The sequence below is a fragment of the Achromobacter animicus genome, from assembly GCF_902859585.1.
Lineage (GTDB): Bacteria > Pseudomonadota > Gammaproteobacteria > Burkholderiales > Burkholderiaceae_B > Achromobacter > Achromobacter animicus.
In genome coordinates this window covers 525,240-540,797 of the sequence record NZ_CADIJM010000002.1, presented here as the reverse complement: position 1 = coordinate 540,797, position 15,558 = coordinate 525,240, and the positions used below count along the sequence as shown (strand labels likewise).

Genomic DNA, 15,558 nt, shown 5'->3' with positions numbered 1-15,558 from the left:
ATCACGCTCACGGCATCACGCTGAACCCGCATCACCGGCCCGCCGCACATCGTATGCCGCGCACCAAACGCCGAACCCGCGGCGGGCCCGCAAGACGAACACACGGAACGACCTCATGAACCAAGCATCCGCCACCCCGCGCCCCTCGGGCTGTCCCATCGATCACGCCGCGTTGGCTGCGGCGCAGAGCCCGACGGGCTGTCCGGTCAGCGCGCGCGCCGCCGCGTTCGATCCCTTTGGCGACGGCTATCAGCAGGACCCGCCGGAATACGTGCGTTGGGCGCGCGAGCAAGAGCCGGTGTTCTACAGCCCGCAACTGGGTTACTGGGTCGTGACGCGCTACGACGACATCAAGGCGATCTTCCGCGACAACATCACCTTCAGCCCGTCCATCGCGCTGGAGAAGATCACGCCGACGGGGCCGGAAGCCAACGCGGTGCTGGCGTCGTACGGCTACGCCATGAATCGCACGCTGGTGAACGAGGACGAGCCCGCGCACATGCCGCGCCGCCGCGTGTTGATGGACCCGTTCACGCCTGAAGAATTGAAGCACCACGAACCGATGGTGCGACGCCTGACGCGCGACTACGTGGACCGCTTCATCGACGACGGCCGCGCCGATCTCGTGGACCAGATGCTGTGGGAAGTGCCGCTGACGGTGGCGCTGCACTTCCTGGGCGTGCCCGAAGAAGACATGGATCTGCTGCGCCAGTATTCCATCGCGCACACGGTGAACACCTGGGGCCGGCCCAAGCCGGAAGCACAGGTTGCCGTCGCCCACGCGGTCGGAAATTTCTGGCAGTTGGCCGGCAAGATCCTGGACAAGATGCGGCAGGACCCGTCCGGCCCCGGCTGGATGCAATACGGCCTGCGCAAGCAGCAAACGCATCCGGAGGTGGTCACCGACTCGTACCTGCATTCGATGATGATGGCCGGCATCGTCGCGGCGCACGAGACCACCGCCAACGCGTCGGCCAACGCGATCAAGCTGCTGCTGCAGCATCCCCAGGCCTGGCGCGAGATCTGCGAGGATCCGAACCTGATCCCGAACGCGGTCGAGGAATGCCTGCGGCACAACGGCTCGGTGGCTGCCTGGCGGCGGCTGGCGACGCGCGACGTGGAGATCGCGGGCGTGGCGATTCCGGCCGGCTCCAAGCTGCTGATCGTGACCTCGTCGGCCAACCATGACGAGGGCCAGTTTGAAGACGCCGACCTCTTCGACATCCGCCGCGAAAACGCCAGCGACCAGCTCACCTTCGGGTATGGCTCGCACCAGTGCATGGGCAAGAATCTGGCGCGCATGGAGATGCAGATCTTCCTGGAAGAGCTGACGCGCCGCTTGCCCCATCTGAAGCTGGCGGAACAGGCGTTTACGTATGTGCCGAACACCTCGTTCCGCGGCCCGGAACATCTCTGGGTTGAATGGGATCCGGCGCAGAATCCGGAACGTGCAAATCCTTCGCTGCTGGAAAACAGGCACCCCGTGCGCATTGGCGAGCCGTCCTCACACGCCATCACCCGGCCGGTCGTGGTGCACAGCGCAGAAACGGCGGCCGACGGCATCGTGCGGCTGCGCCTGGTGTCGCCGGACGGCAAGCCCCTGCCCCGCTGGTCGCCCGGATCGCACATCGACGTGGAATGCGGCGATACCGGCCTGTCGCGACAGTATTCGCTGTGCGGCGATCCGGCCGAGACCGGCGTCTTTGAAATTGCCGTGCTGCGCGAAGAAAATGGCCGCGGCGGTTCCGCCTGGATGCACGCGAACGCCACGCCCGGCGCGCGCCTGCGCATTCGTGGACCACGCAATCACTTCCGTCTGGACGAAACGGCTTCAAAACTCATCCTGATCGCGGGCGGCATCGGCATCACGCCCATCAGCGCCATGGCGCGGCGTGCGCGGGAGCTGGGGCTGGACTACGAACTGCATTACAGCGGTCGCTCGCGAGCTTGCATGGCGCTGGCGGACGAACTGGCGTCGCTGCACGGAGATCACCTGCATCTGCACGTCAAAGACGAGGGCACTCGCGCGGACTATGCCGCCCTGCTCGCCGAGCCGCGCGCCGGCGCGCAGGTGTATGCGTGCGGTCCGCAGGGTCTGCTGGATGCGCTGGCCGGCTGCTGCGCGGCATGGCCGGAAGATACGCTGCGGGTGGAGCACTTCCATTCCACGCTGGGCACGCTGGACCCGTCGAAGGAACAGGCCTTTGAGGTGGTGCTGAAGGATTCGGGGATTGTCCTCAACGTGCCCGCGGACCAGACGCTGCTGACCGCATTGCGCGGCGCCAATATCGATGTGCAGAGCGATTGCGAGGAAGGGTTGTGCGGATCGTGCGAGGTGCGCGTGCTGGAAGGCGACATCGACCATCGCGACGTGGTGCTGACGCGCGCGGAACGCGAGGCAAACAACAAGATGATGGCCTGCTGCTCGCGATCGTGCGGGGGCAAGAAGGTGGTGCTGGAGCTGTAGCAAAAAAACGCCCCGGCGCGCACGCCGGGGCTATCCCTGCACCACACACTGCTGCTTGCCCTGTCCGTCCCGATCAGTTCGGGAACACCTTGATCTGATCGCTCTTCAATACATCAGGCGTCAGGCTCTTTTCGATCCACGCCATCGACGTATCCGTCACCCCGGGCGTGACCAGTTCAGCCGGCACGATGGTGATGTCGGCCAGCACCTTGAACGGGTATTTGTCGCTCTTCTTGGTCACGCCGAACAGCTGCGCTTCCAACGCCTGGCCATCAGCCCGGTGCATCTTCACTTCGCGGCCATAGCCCTTGAAGGTCACGTCGTGCATGGCGGCGGCCACCTGTTCAGGCGTCGGCCAGTTGCCGCCGTTGTCCTTGATGGCCTTTTCGTAGCCGGCCTTCAGGCCATTGATGCCTTGCACCATGTGATAGACCGAGTAGATCGGATAGGCGCCCGTCTTGTCGTGGAATTTCTTCACGAAGGCCTGGTGCTTGGGATCGTCCTTGGTTTCCGGATGCAAGAAGTAATGGTCGCCACGCGCGCCGACCAGGACGCCTTCCGGCAGGGCGTTACCCAGGCGCTCCAGCGAGCTTTCGGCCAGCGACAGCACGAAGGTGGAGTTCTTGAACAGGTTGCGCTGCGAGGCCTGGCGCACGAAGTTGTCCAGGTCGCCACCCCATGACGTGGAGACGATCACATCCGGGCGCAGCGCCTGCAGGCGGCTGATTTCGGTGGAGAAGTCGGCAGCGCCGAATTTGGGGAACATCTCGGCGACGACCTTGACGTCGGGTTTGAACTTCTTGAGCGCGGCCAGGAAGATGTCACGCGAATCGCGGCCCCAGGCGTAGTCCTGGTTGACGATGGCGATGGTCTTGAAGTCGGGCTTCACCTTCATCAGGTAGAGCACCTGCGCGACCATCTCGGTGGTGGCGTTGGCCTGCGTGCGCACGACGTACTTGTATTTCTTGCCTTCCAGCGCCTTTTCCGTGCCGCAGTCCCACAGCACGTTCAGCACTTTCAGGTCCTCGGCCACGGGCGCGACGATGTTGCAGTGGCCGCTGGAAATGGCCGACAGCATCACGCGCGTGCCGCCTTCGGCCAGGCGCCGGTATTCGGACAGCAGCTTCTCGCCGCCGCCGCCTTCGTCGATGTAGCTGGGCACGATCTTCACGCCGTCGATGCCGCCGTTGGCGTTGATCTCTTCGATCAGGATGTCGGCCGCGTCGCGGGCCGGCACACCGAACACGGACGCCGAGCCCGACAGGAAGGTCGAGATGCCGACGTTCAGTTCCTTGGGCTTGTCGGCGGCGATGGCCAGCGTGGCCAGGCCCGACAGCAGGGTAGCGCCCAAGAGGGCCGCCAGTCTTGAGGTCTTCATGGTGTTGTCTCCAGTGTTGTTGATCGGGTCTGTGCCCTTAGAAAACGATGGCGTCGCGCAGGCTGCCGCCGGTGGCGAGGTGATCGAACCCCTCGTTGATCTGGTCCAGCGAAAACGATTGGCCCATCATCCGGTCCACCGGCAGGCGGCCGGCCTTGTACAGGTCGATGTAGCGGCTGATGTCGATGGCGGGCACGCCCGAGCCCAGGTAGCTGCCCCGGATCTCGCGCTCTTCGCCCACCATCTGCGACAGCGACAGCGGGAAGCTGAACTTGGGGTTGGGCAGGCCGGACGTCACCGTGGCGCCGCCCCGGCGCGTGAGCTTGTAGGCGGTCTCGAAGGCCGGCACCGCGCCCGCCATGTCGAAGCCAAAGTCCACGCGGCCGCCGGCCAGATCCATGAGGTCGTCGTCCGACTTGATCTGCTTCGGGTTGACGAGGTGCGTGGCGCCCAGCTCCTTGGCCAGCGCCAGCTTCTCGTCGCTAAGGTCGATGGCGACCACGCGGCGCGCGCCCGCGGCAACGGCGGCCAGCAGCGCGCTCAGGCCCACGCCGCCCAGCCCCACGATCGCGGCCGTGTCGCCCATCTTGATGCGCGCACGGTTGATGACGGCGCCGGCGCCGGTCAGCACGGCGCAGCCGAACAACGCGGCCTCGCGGTGGGACAGTTCGACGTTCACCTTGACGCACGAGCGCCGCGACACCACGGCGTATTCCGCAAAGCAGGACACGCCGGTGTGATGGTTGATGTATTCGTCGCCGATGTGCAGGCGGCGCTCGCCGCCGAGCAGCGTGCCCTTCGTGTTGGCGACGGCGCCGGGCTCGCACAAGGCGGGCCGGCCTTCCATGCAGGGATTGCAGCAGCCGCAGCTGGGCACGAACACCATGGCAACGTGGTCGCCGGCCTTCAGGTCCGAGACGCCCGGCCCGGTTTCCACGACTTCGCCGGATGACTCATGGCCCAGCACGATCGGCACGCCGCGCGGCCGGTCGCCGTTGATGACCGACAGGTCCGAATGGCACAGCCCGGCCGCACGGATTCTGACCAGCACCTCGCCAAACCCCGGCGGGTCCAGTTCAATATCCGCGATGGTCAGGGGCCGGGTCTGCGCGTACGGTCCTTCGACCCCCACTTGCCGCAATAACGCCGCTTTGATTTTCATGCGTCTTCATCCACAGAAGTGATCCGGACCGCGGGCGGTCGCGGCATCCGGCATGCCGCGACCCCGCGGCAAGCCGGCGTCCAAACCTATACCGTGCGTCCGCCGTCGACGGGAAATTCCACGCCGGTGATGAACTCGGCCGCATCGCTGGCCAGGAACAGCGCGGCCGCGGCCACGTCGGACGGCTGGCAGAAACGGCCCAGCGGTATGGTCGACACAAATTTCGCGCGGTTCTCAGGCGTGTCGGGCAGGCCCATGAAGAGTTCGAACATGCCGGTCACGCCCATGACCGGGCAGATGGCGTTGACGCGGATGCCTTCGCCGCCCAGCTCCACGGCCATCGACTTGGACAGCACGTTGACCGCGCCCTTGGACGCGTTGTACCAACTGAGGCCGGGGCGCGGACGGATGCCGGCCGTCGATCCGATGTTCAGGATCACGCCGCGCTTCTGCTTGCGCATGACGGGCACGACGGCCTGGGCCATGTGATAGATCGACTTCACGTTGATGTCGAACATGCGATCGAACGTGGCCTCGTCCACGTCCAGCATCGGCTGGTTCTTGTGGGTGATGGCGGCGTTGTTGACCACGATGTCCACGGCACCGAATTTGTCGAGCGCGGCGCGCACCACATTGTCGATGTCGGCGCGGCTGGACACGTCAGCCTTCACCGCCAGCGCGGCATCGCCGACTTCAGCAGCCACGCGGTCGGCGGCCTCTTTATTGATGTCCGCGATCACGACCTTGGCGCCTTCCTTGGCGTACAGCTTGACGATGCCCTCGCCGAAACCGTTGCCCCCGCCCGTGACGATCGCAACCTTGCCTTGCAACTGGCTCATTTTCTGTCTCCGTATGATGCGCGGCGATCACTCGCCATAGAACTGAATCAGGGTCTTGGTCGTGCTCATCTCTTCCAGCGCGATGAAGCCTTTTTCCCGGCCGTGGCCGCTTTTCTTGACACCGCCGAAGGGCAGCTCGACGCCGCCGCCCGCGCCGAAGCCGTTGATGTAGACCTGGCCGCACTTGATGCCGCGCGCCACGCGCTGCTGGCGTCCGCCGTTCTCGGTCCACACCGCGCCCAGCAGGCCGTAGTCGGTGGCGTTGGCAAGACGAATGGCCTCGGCCTCGTCGGCGAAGGGCAGCGCGACCAGTACGGGGCCGAAAATCTCTTGCGTCAACAGGTCGCTGTCGTGGCTGGTGGCGGCAAAGAGCGTGGGTTTGACGAAGAAGCCGCCCTGCGGAACTCCGTCGGCGATGCGGCCTTCGGCCGCGACCTGCAGGCCTTCGGATAGGCCCTTGGCGATGTAGCGGTTGACGCGGTCGTACTGCGCCTTGTTGACGACGGGGCCGCAGGTCAGGTCCATGTCCGGCGTGCCAGCGCGCACCTTGGAAAACTCCTCGCCCAGCGCCTTCATGAAGTCGTCGTAGATGCCCTTTTGCACCAGCAGCCGGCTGCCCGCGGTGCAGGTCTGGCCGGTGTTGTGCACGATGCCCTTGACGATGGCCGGAATGGCGAGCTTGTAGTTGGCGTCGTCAAAGACGATGTGCGCCGACTTGCCACCCAGTTCCAGCACGCACTTGACCGCATTGAGCGCGGCAGCCTGCTGGACCAGCACGCCGACTTCGTTCGAGCCGGTGAAGGTGATGAAGTTGATGCCGGGATGGCGCGACAGCGCGGCGCCGGCCTCTTCGCCCAGGCCCGAGACGATGTTCAGCGCGCCCGGCGGAAAGCCCACTTCCAGCGCCAGTTCGGCCACGCGGATGATAGACAGGCAGGCGTCCTCGGCGGGTTTGACGACGGCCGCGTTGCCCATGGCCAGCGCCGGCGCCACGCTGCGGCCGAACATCTGCGCGGGGTAGTTCCACGGAATGATGTGCGCGGTGACGCCCAGCGGTTCGCGGATGAGCTGCACCGAATAGTCTTTCTGGAACGGGATGGTCTGGCCGTGCACTTTATCCGCCGCGCCGCCGTAGAACTCGAAGTAGCGGGCCAGCACGGTGATGTCGCCGCGCGCCGTGGACATGGGCTTGCCGGTATCGCGCGATTCCAGTTGCGCCAGTTCCTCGTGGTGCGCCAGCACGCTTTCGCCCAGGCGCATCAGCAGCCGTCCGCGTTCCAGCGCCGTCATGTCGCCCCATTCGCCTTCCAGCGCGTCGCGCGCGGCCTGCACCGCCGCGTTCACGTCGGCTTGCTGGCCACGCGGGATGGTGGTGAACACCTGGCCGTCTACGGGGGAAACGACCTCGATCGTGCGCCCGTCCTGGGCGTCGACCTGGCGGCCGCCGATAATCATCTGCGTCATGGGAATGTCTCCGTGGGTATCAGTTCAGCGTGATCGAGCCGCGCTCGATCGTCCATATCTGGTCGGGAATGTCGCCCAGCAGCTTCACGTTGGATTCGGTGATGACCACGCACAGGTCGGGCTGCATTTCCTTGAGCCGGCCCAGCGCCTCGGTGTAGTCGCGCGCCAGCTTGGGCGCGAGCCCCTGGAAGGGTTCATCCAGCATCAAAAGCCGCGTGCCGACCATGACGGCGCGCGCAAGCGCCACCATCTTGCCCTGCCCGCCCGACAGCGCGGAGCCGGACCGCTTGAGCATGGGCTCCAGCTGCGGCACCACCTTCAGCACGGTGTCCATGCGGGCCTGGATCTCGGCCTTGGACTGGCCCTGCACTTCGCACGGCAAGTGCAGGTTTTCCTCAACCGTCATGGTCGGGAAGATGACGCGGTCTTCGGGCGCGTAGCCCACTTTCATCGCGGCGCGCTTGTGACCCGGCAGCGACGTGAGGTCGGTGCCGTCGAACGCGATCCTGCCGGAGCGGATGCGCGTCAGGCCCATGATGGTGCGCAAGAGCGTGGTCTTGCCCGCGCCGTTGCGCCCGACGATGCCGATGGTGCGGGACGCTTCGAAGTTGGCGCTGACGTCGCGCAGGATGCGATTGCCCGCCAGGTCGACGTTGATGGCCGATAGATTCAACATGGTTCAGGCCCCCAGCACTTCGCTTCTGATCTGCGGATTGTTCAAGACTTCCTCGGGCGAGCCGTCGGCGGCCACCTTGCCGGCGATCCACGCCGCCACGCGGGTGGCGTAGCGCGACACGATGTCCACATCGTGCTCGACGAACCAGCTCGTCACGCGGCGCTCGTCCAGCGCGTGCATCACGGTCTCCATCAGCGCGAACTTGTCTTCCGACGCGACGCCGCTGGTGGGCTCGTCCATGATCAGCAGCTTGGGCTGCAACGCCAGCGCCATCGCCACGTCCAGCAGCTTGCGCTTGCCTTCGGGCAGCTCAATGCAGGCTTCGTCGGCGTCGGGCAAGAGACCCACCAGGTCCAGCGTGGCGTCCACCTCGCGCGCGTCGATGGTGCTTTCCAGCGACCGGAACCAGCTCAGTTCCTTGTTGCGGCGCGCGGCGGCGATCTGCACGCACTGGCGCACGGTGTGCTCGGTGAACAGCTGCGGCAGCTGGAACGAACGACCCATGCCCAGCCGCACGATCTTGCGCGGGGCCATGGCGGTGACGTCCTTGCCGTCGAAATAGACCTTGCCCTTGGCGGGCGTCAGGTACCCCGTGCAGATGTTGATGAAGGTGGTCTTGCCCGCGCCGTTCTGGCCGATCACTGCCAGGCGTTCGCCCTCGTGCAGCTCGAAGTTGATGTTGTCGGCGGCCACCACGCCGCCGAAGGCCAGGTACAGGTCGGTGGTTTGAATCAGGGGTTTCATGTCAGTTCCTTGCCGCGACCTGCACGGGCGCCTGCGCGCGCCGCTGCGCACGCTCACGCGATTTGATGCGCTTGGTGATCTGGCCCACGAAGCCCGTGGGGAACATGAAGATGACCAGGATCAGCGTGAGGCCCAACAGGAACTGCCAGAGACCGGGGAAGTAGGCGGCGGACACGAGCTTCACGGATTCGAAGCCCACGGCGCCCAGGAAAGCGCCGGCCGCGTGGCCCGCCCCGCCCAGGATGGTGATGAAGACGAATTCGCCCGAGCGCAGCCACGAGCCGATTTCCGGCGTGACCAGCCCCTGCATCAGCGCAAGGATCGCGCCCGAAAAGCCCACCACCACCGCCGACAGCAGATAGCCCTTCCACATGATGAAGTACGCGGAAAAGCCCAGGTACTCGATGCGCGTTTCGTTGGTCTTGATGGCCGACAGCGCCTGGCCGCTGCCCGAGCGGAAGTAACGCTGCACCCACCATGCCAGCACCAGCGACAGGACCAGCGTCAGCATCAGCAGCGCGCGTTCGAAGGATTCGCGCTCCATCACGATGCCGGCCATGGTCGGGCGCACGATGCGCATGCCGTCGGAGCCGCCGGTCAGCGTGTAGAGCTTACCCAGCAGCGCAAACAGCACCATGCTGAGCGCCAGGTTCAACATGCCGAAGAAGATGCCGCGGTAGCGCACCACGAACAGGCCAATGACGACGGCGGCGACAAAACTGGCGACGACGCCGGCCAGGATCAGCACCAGCGCATCCAGGCCGGGCATGGCTTTGGCCAGGAACGCCACGGTGTACGCCGAGATGCAGGCAAACATGGCGTGGCCGAACGAAATCTGGCCGGCGCGCGCCATCACCGACACGCCCAGCGCGGCAATCGCGTAGGTCAGGCCGATGACGATGGGCGTGATGGTCCAGGAATAGGTGTAGCCAAGAAACAGCGTGAACAACGCGGCCAGCAGGCTGAGGACAGGGACTTTCATCAGATCGTCCTCGCTTGAGCAACGGTGAACAGGCCGTGCGGGCGGATGATCAGCACCAGCACCATGATGATGTAGGGCACGGCGACTTCCAGCTCCGGCGCCGCATACACGGCGATGGCGCGGATGATGCCGATGAGCAGCGCGGCGATCAGCGCGCCGGTGATCTGGCCAAGGCCCGCGGTGGCAACAACGGCAAACGATAGCACCGTCATGTCCGTGCCCGCCCCCGGCACCAGCGAGGTCGTGGGCGAAGCCAGCGCGCCGCCCAGCGCGCCCAGGATGGTCGCGATCACGAAGGTGACGTAGCCGATCTTCTTGGCGTTGATGCCGAGCGACGTGGCGACCTCGCGGTGGTGCGTGGTGGCCACGGTTTGTTTGCCGAGCTTGGTGTGGCGCAGGAAGAACTCCAGGCACACGTAGGCCAGCAGCGCCGTGGCGGGAACCACGACAAGCTGATATGTCGTGTAGGTGATGTCGCCGATCTCGATGTTTCCCAGCCGGTTGACGACTTCGCTGGCGCTATAGGGTTGCGCACCCCACAGCATGCGCTGGATGTCTTCCAGCATCAGGAACGCGCCGAAGGTGAGCAGCAGCTTGAGGATGGGATCGTAGTTCTGGGCGCGGCGGATCAGGACGAATTCCATGATGCTGCCCAGCAGCAGCCCGACGGCGATGGCCGCCACGAACAGCGCCGCGAAAAGAAGAATGGGGGAGTCGGTCTTGGGCGCCACGAACATGACGAGGCTGGCCGCGGCATAGCCGCCAAAGGCGTAGAACGCGCCGTGGGCAACGTTCAGTATCCCCATCACACCGAACACCAGGGTTAACCCCATCGACACCAGGAATAGCAGACTGGCGTATGCCACGCCGTCCACCAAGGCGAGAGGCAGTAGATCCAAGGTCAAGCGTCTTCTCCCAATACGCTGAGCACGGACGCGACGAACCGTCAGGATCGCGCGGCGTGCGGGCTTGCGCCCCGGGCGCGCCCGGCGCGCCCTTGTCTCGTTATCAACCTTTCCGTGCTGTCCTGCGCAGGCTGCGCAAGACGCCAGAAGGCACTTTTATGGCTGGCTTACAGGCCCGTCCCGCAACGGCTTGGGCCGGTCCGCCGTCCTATGTTTGCGAAGTATAGGTAGGGGTTCATCGGCGACCTATTTATCTTTGTGCAAGGCGGGTTTAACAAGCGATGGAGTGGCGGCTGGCGCCCCCAGCGCCGCCAGCGGCGCCCGGGTTTGATAGTCCGGGATAATCCGGATCTGCGCCTCATCCGGCAGGCGTACATAACGGCCTAATCCATCCGGCGCCAGCGCGCCGACATCCAGCGTTGCCAAGGTCGCGCCCGCGGCATCGCGCACGTCGATGCGCAGTTGCGGCGGCGCAAGGCCATAGGTTTCTCCGTCCTGCGGGGTCAGCGTGCGGTCGCTGCGGGTCTGCGCGAACAGCGCGATGAAGTCGGCCACATCAAAGCCTGCTGCGGCGCCCGATGGCGTGGCGGTCCAGCCCTGCGGGCCGCGCGCCAGTCGAACCGATCCGTCGGGACCCGCCAGCGTCACCTGCGCAGCCATGCCGGGTTCCCAGGCGTAAAGCCGCGCGGGCTTGCCGCGATCGTCGTGCAGATGCGTGTGGCCGTCGTGATGCGCCGGCGATTCGGCGGCCTCGTGCCATTGCCACGCCGACAGCACGATGCCTGCCGCCAGCAGCGCCGGCCACAGGGTCGCGCGCGCGTTCACCGCCGCCTCCACCACAGCAGCAGTCCCGTCAGCAGCGCAAGCAGCGGCAAGGCCACCGTGCTGGTCCAGAACACCGCGCGCATCTGACGGTTGGTCAGTTCCACGCGGCGGTTTTCGTAATGCCGGGGCCGAATGGTCAACAACGCGTCCTCGCCCGCGAGCAGGGTGACGGCGTTGGTGAACAGCGCGCCGTTGCCCAGCGTGGCGAAATGCCGGTTGATGGCGAAATCGCTGTCGCCCGCAACCAGCAGCGTGGGATGCGCGGCCCCGTCCGCGTTGGCCGCCTGCGCGTTGCGCGTGGCCAGCGCCATCAGCGTGTAGCGCGAGGGCGGCTGGCCGGGCACCTGGGCATCGGCAGAGGTCTGCGCCAGCGGCGTCACCACCACGCCGGGGGGCAAGGCGTCGCCCGCCGGTTCCAGACCGGCCGCACCCGGAAAGAAACTGAGCGGCAAGCCGCGCGTCATCTTGTGGCGCGTGTAGTCGCTGACGGCCGGACTGCCGGGATCGTTGCGGTAGTGACTACCCGCATCGGCCAGCGCGCCAGGCGCCAGCGCGATGCCGAAGTCCGACAGCAGACCGTCCAGGCCGTGCCGGGTATCGGGTTCCAGCAGCAACAGCGTCTTGCCGCCCGCGCCGGTCCAGCGGCGCAGCGCCTGGGCGTCGTCCTCGCCAAACGGCGTACGCGGACCGGCAGCCACCACGACGGCGCAGCGCGGCAACGCCTGCGCCAGAGTGCCCGCGCCCACCGCGCGCGTCGAAAACCCCAGCGTCTGCAAGGCGTTGCGCGCCATCGCCATGCCGTGCTGTTCATGCACCTCGACACGCGCCACCAGGTTCTCGTCGTGGTCGTGGTCTTCCAGGTCGTCCAGCGACGTCAGGCTGTCCAGCGGGGCTTCGCGATGGCCCTGCGTGAAGCAGACCGTCTGCGCGCCGTTCTGGCTGATGCGGATGATCGCGTTGGTGAAGTCGGTTTCGGTGCCGCCGTTGATGGTGGTGCGACGCTCGCCCGAGGCCAGCACCGCGCTGCCCGCGAACTGAATGCCGGCAGCGCGCGCCTCGGCCGGGCGCAGCGCCGGGTCGACGCCGCGCACGCGGATCAGCGGGTTCTCGCGTTCGTACTGGCGCAGCAGTTCCAGCGCGTCGACCATGCTCTTGTTGCGCAGGTCATAGAACCACGTCACCTCGACCGGCTGACGCACCTGCCGCGCGACTTCCAGGCTTTCAGGGGCCAGGCTGTACACGCGCTGCGCGGTCAGGTCGATACGGCCCAGATGGCGCGACGCCCACAGGTTCAGCGCCAGCAGCAGCGCGGCCACGGCCAGCACCGGCAGCCACAGCGACAGCCGCCGACCGGCGCGGCGCACGGCGGGGCTCATCGCAGCCTCCAGCGCTTCAGGTTGACGGCGGCCACCATCAACGCCAGCACGGCCACGCTGGCCAGCGTGACGGTGGCGGGTCCGGGCAGCACGCCCCGGATGAAGTCCACGTGCTGCGCCGACAGCGACAGGGCCTGGAAGAAAGGCGACAACGCCGGAAACGCATCCAGCGCCGCCGGGTAGTCGATGAACCACAACAGCACGAGGATGCCCCACGTGGCGCTGGCGGCGACGATCTGGTTCGAGCAGGCGCTGGACACGGCAATGCCGATCGCCAGGAACAGCGCGCCGTACAGGAACACGCCGATGTACCCGCCCACGATGGGACCGTAGTCCGGTTGGCCGTACCAGGCCAGCGGCAGCACCGCCGACATCGTGCCGGCCAGCATCAGCGCCAGCATGGTCAGCCCGGCCGCAAACTTGGCGGCCACCAGCGTGAAGTCCGACAGCGGCAGCGTCAGCAGCAGCTCCAGCGTGCCCTGCCGCGCCTCTTCGGCAAAGGCGCGCATGCTGACCAGCGGCATCACCAGCATCAGCAGGATGGTCATGTTGTGAAACGCCGTCACCATCTGCCCGGTGCTGACGAAGAACAGGTTGAAGCTGAACAGATAGCCCGACAAAGCCCAGAACACCGCCACGACGGCCAGCGCCACGGGCGAGCCGAAGTCGGTGCGCAGTTCCTTGCGGTATAACGCCGCAAAACCCTTCATGCGCGTCTCCGTAACGGGGGATCGTTAGGCGCCAGCGCCGCCAGCAGGCGGGCCTCGACCGCTTCCTGCGCGGGCAGCACGGCGCGCAGTTCCGCGTGCGCCAGCGCGGTGCGCATGACGGCGTCGCAGGCGGCGGCGTTGGTCGCGTTGTTGGCGGCGTTGTTGGCGGCGTTGTTGGCGGCGTTTGTAGTCGCACTGGCGATCTTGTGGCCGGTCACGTTTGCACCCGGGGCGTCCCACGTGACGCGCCACTTGCTGGTGCCGGCATCCAGCAGCGTGATGTCCACAGCCTTCACGCCCGGACACGCGGACAACGCCGCGTGCAATGCGGCATGCCCGGCGGCGGGCAACGCCAGCAACCATTGCAGCGCCGACCGCGATTCGCCCAGCGGCTGGTCCTCGACCAACCGGCCCTGCCGCAGGATCGCAATGCGCGAGCACAGCGCCTCGACCTCCTGCATCAAGTGGCTGCTGAACACCACAGCGCGGCCTTCGGCGCAGCGGCGGATCATCGCGCGCGCTTCCACGATCTGCACGGGATCCAGGCCGTTGGTGGCTTCGTCCAGCAGCAGGACGGGCGGGTCGTTCAGCACGGCCTGCGCCAGCCCCACGCGCTGCCGCTGCCCCTTGGACAGGCGGCCGATCACCGAGCGCGCCACGCCCTGCAGATCGAAACCGTCGATGGCGCGTTCGATGGCCAGGCGCCGCGCGCTGGCGCCGCCCTGCACTTTGACGCCCGCGCCGAACTCCAGATACTGCGTGACGGTCAGCGCGTCATAGAGCGGCGCGCGTTCGGGCAGATAGCCGATGTCGGCGTTGCCGCGGCCCGGCGCGGGCTCACGTCCGCGAATCGTGATGCGCCCGCTGTCGGGCGTGTAAAAGCCCGCCATCAGGCGCAGCGTGGTGGTCTTGCCGCTGCCGTTCGGCCCGAGCAGGCCCAGGATCTCCCCCGGCCTGACGGACAGGCTGAGGGATTCCAGGACCTGGCGGGATCCGAACGACTTGCAGACCTGGTGCAAGGCGACGGCGGGCTCCATGGCGCGCCTTTTAGTCGAACACTTTGGTCTTGGCGTTCTGCGCGTGCTGCTCCGCGTCGTGGCTGTACCAGAGCTGGCCCTGGCGCGCGTCGCGGATCTGCTTGAGACGGTCGATGGCCTGCATGGACGCCGCCGTGTTCCAGGTGATGCCGGGAATGACGCCGGCCTCGTTTTCACCCGTGTAGATGGCATCGGCCGCCAGCAGCACGACGCCGGTCTTGGGCAGCTTGACCTGCAGCGACTGGTGACCTTGCGTGTGGCCCTTTGTGTCCAGCAGCACGATGGTGCCGTCGCCGAACAGGTCGAAGTCACCCTCGACCTGGATGAAGTCGTAGTCCCGCGTGGTGTCGAAGTCCTTCATGACGTAGGCCGCGCGCTGGAATTTCTCGGGCCACCAGGCGGCGCGCAGCTCGGCCTTCTGCACCACGTGCTTGGCCTTGGGGAACATCTTGATGTTGCCGGCGTGATCCAGGTGGAAGTGCGAGTACACGACGTATTTCACGTCGCTCACGTCAAAGCCGGCGGCCTTGAGCTGGCGGTCTATGACCTCGTCGCGGCCCTGGATGGAATTGAACGCGCCGCACAGACCCTGGCCCCAATAATTGGCGCAATTGCCGTCGGCCGTGGCCTGGTTCATGCCGGTGTCGAACAGCACCAGGCCGCGCGGGTGCTGGATCACGTAGGCCGGCACCGGAATCTTGATCTTGGTGCCCACGTCGACCATCGCGGTCATGAAACCCTTGTCCAGCTCGATCTTGCCCACCGACAGCTGCATCAGCTTCACGTCCACCGGCGGCGCGTCGGCAGCATGTGCCCATCCGCCCGCCATGACCGCCACCGCCCCAACCATTGCCTTCCAGCTCTTGCTCATTGTTGTCTCCTCGGACCAACAGGGGTAAGCCGCAGCCCGGACGGCGCGGCCGATCAGCAAGCTCCCGGTGTGTCCCGGGTTCACATCGTCGACAGGGTGTTTTTTTCCGTGCGAAGGCGCCT

The 15,558-nt window shown here is 66.3% G+C and carries 14 protein-coding genes; 1 reads left to right on the top strand and 13 read right to left on the bottom strand.

From position 1 onward, the window contains the following. Window positions 1-115: 115 nt before the first annotated feature. Window positions 116-2,467, top strand: a complete 2,352-nt coding sequence (locus HV681_RS07335) for a cytochrome P450/oxidoreductase (protein ID WP_175122444.1) — start codon at window positions 116-118, stop codon at window positions 2,465-2,467. Window positions 2,468-2,540: 73 nt separating this feature from the next. Here HV681_RS07335 and HV681_RS07330 read toward each other — a convergent pair whose 3' ends face one another. The 13 genes from HV681_RS07330 to HV681_RS07270 all read right to left on the bottom strand — a co-directional run bounded on the left by HV681_RS07330 (window position 2,541) and on the right by HV681_RS07270 (window position 15,436). Continuing rightward, window positions 2,541-3,845, bottom strand: coding sequence for an ABC transporter substrate-binding protein (locus HV681_RS07330; protein WP_175122443.1), 1,305 nt, complete (start codon window positions 3,843-3,845; stop codon window positions 2,541-2,543). A 37-nt stretch (window positions 3,846-3,882) separates the two neighbouring features. After that, window positions 3,883-5,007: a zinc-dependent alcohol dehydrogenase family protein gene (locus tag HV681_RS07325; RefSeq protein ID WP_175122442.1), complete on the bottom strand. Its 1,125-nt coding sequence runs from the start codon at window positions 5,005-5,007 to the stop codon at window positions 3,883-3,885. Between the two features lie 86 nt (window positions 5,008-5,093). Continuing rightward, the gene (locus HV681_RS07320) at window positions 5,094-5,846 is read right to left on the bottom strand and encodes a glucose 1-dehydrogenase (protein WP_175122441.1); all 753 of its coding nucleotides are present in this window, start codon (window positions 5,844-5,846) and stop codon (window positions 5,094-5,096) included. 27 nt (window positions 5,847-5,873) lie between these two features. Then, the gene (locus HV681_RS07315) at window positions 5,874-7,310 is read right to left on the bottom strand and encodes an aldehyde dehydrogenase family protein (protein WP_175122440.1); all 1,437 of its coding nucleotides are present in this window, start codon (window positions 7,308-7,310) and stop codon (window positions 5,874-5,876) included. Between the two features lie 19 nt (window positions 7,311-7,329). Next, complete coding sequence (locus tag HV681_RS07310) at window positions 7,330-7,986, bottom strand: ABC transporter ATP-binding protein (protein ID WP_175122439.1); 657 nt, start codon at window positions 7,984-7,986, stop codon at window positions 7,330-7,332. 3 nt (window positions 7,987-7,989) lie between these two features. Then, entirely contained in the window at window positions 7,990-8,730 is a 741-nt protein-coding gene (locus HV681_RS07305; RefSeq protein ID WP_175122438.1) for an ABC transporter ATP-binding protein, read from the bottom strand. Between the two features lies 1 nt (window position 8,731). Beyond that, on the bottom strand, window positions 8,732-9,712 hold the full coding sequence (locus HV681_RS07300; RefSeq protein ID WP_175122437.1) for a branched-chain amino acid ABC transporter permease: 981 nt from the start codon (window positions 9,710-9,712) through the stop codon (window positions 8,732-8,734). Further along, window positions 9,712-10,617: a branched-chain amino acid ABC transporter permease gene (locus HV681_RS07295; RefSeq protein WP_175122436.1), complete on the bottom strand. Its 906-nt coding sequence runs from the start codon at window positions 10,615-10,617 to the stop codon at window positions 9,712-9,714. The genes HV681_RS07300 and HV681_RS07295 overlap by 1 nt, the downstream gene beginning before the upstream one ends. Window positions 10,618-10,863: 246 nt before the next feature. Then, window positions 10,864-11,442, bottom strand: coding sequence for a DUF4340 domain-containing protein (locus tag HV681_RS07290; RefSeq protein WP_254594911.1), 579 nt, complete (start codon window positions 11,440-11,442; stop codon window positions 10,864-10,866). After that, the gene (locus HV681_RS07285; protein WP_175122434.1) at window positions 11,439-12,818 is read right to left on the bottom strand and encodes a GldG family protein; all 1,380 of its coding nucleotides are present in this window, start codon (window positions 12,816-12,818) and stop codon (window positions 11,439-11,441) included. Before HV681_RS07285 ends, HV681_RS07290 begins: the two co-directional genes overlap by 4 nt. Further along, entirely contained in the window at window positions 12,815-13,528 is a 714-nt protein-coding gene (locus HV681_RS07280; protein ID WP_175122433.1) for an ABC transporter permease, read from the bottom strand. The genes HV681_RS07285 and HV681_RS07280 overlap by 4 nt, the downstream gene beginning before the upstream one ends. Next, window positions 13,525-14,565, bottom strand: a complete 1,041-nt coding sequence (locus HV681_RS07275) for an ABC transporter ATP-binding protein (RefSeq protein WP_175122432.1) — start codon at window positions 14,563-14,565, stop codon at window positions 13,525-13,527. The genes HV681_RS07280 and HV681_RS07275 overlap by 4 nt, the downstream gene beginning before the upstream one ends. Before the next feature lie 10 nt (window positions 14,566-14,575). Then, on the bottom strand, window positions 14,576-15,436 hold the full coding sequence (locus HV681_RS07270) for an N-acyl homoserine lactonase family protein (protein ID WP_056559238.1): 861 nt from the start codon (window positions 15,434-15,436) through the stop codon (window positions 14,576-14,578). Window positions 15,437-15,558: the final 122 nt, after the last annotated feature.

Coding starts and splice junctions, on each gene's coding strand:
- HV681_RS07310 (WP_175122439.1), bottom strand. CDS start 7,986: ATGTTGAATCTATCGGCCATCAACGTCGACCTGGCGGGCAATCGCATC.
- HV681_RS07315 (WP_175122440.1), bottom strand. CDS start 7,310: ATGACGCAGATGATTATCGGCGGCCGCCAGGTCGACGCCCAGGACGGG.
- HV681_RS07270 (WP_056559238.1), bottom strand. CDS start 15,436: ATGAGCAAGAGCTGGAAGGCAATGGTTGGGGCGGTGGCGGTCATGGCG.
- HV681_RS07275 (WP_175122432.1), bottom strand. CDS start 14,565: ATGGAGCCCGCCGTCGCCTTGCACCAGGTCTGCAAGTCGTTCGGATCC.
- HV681_RS07335 (WP_175122444.1), top strand. CDS start 116: ATGAACCAAGCATCCGCCACCCCGCGCCCCTCGGGCTGTCCCATCGAT.
- HV681_RS07280 (WP_175122433.1), bottom strand. CDS start 13,528: ATGAAGGGTTTTGCGGCGTTATACCGCAAGGAACTGCGCACCGACTTC.
- HV681_RS07330 (WP_175122443.1), bottom strand. CDS start 3,845: ATGAAGACCTCAAGACTGGCGGCCCTCTTGGGCGCTACCCTGCTGTCG.
- HV681_RS07300 (WP_175122437.1), bottom strand. CDS start 9,712: ATGAAAGTCCCTGTCCTCAGCCTGCTGGCCGCGTTGTTCACGCTGTTT.
- HV681_RS07325 (WP_175122442.1), bottom strand. CDS start 5,007: ATGAAAATCAAAGCGGCGTTATTGCGGCAAGTGGGGGTCGAAGGACCG.
- HV681_RS07285 (WP_175122434.1), bottom strand. CDS start 12,818: ATGAGCCCCGCCGTGCGCCGCGCCGGTCGGCGGCTGTCGCTGTGGCTG.
- HV681_RS07320 (WP_175122441.1), bottom strand. CDS start 5,846: ATGAGCCAGTTGCAAGGCAAGGTTGCGATCGTCACGGGCGGGGGCAAC.
- HV681_RS07305 (WP_175122438.1), bottom strand. CDS start 8,730: ATGAAACCCCTGATTCAAACCACCGACCTGTACCTGGCCTTCGGCGGC.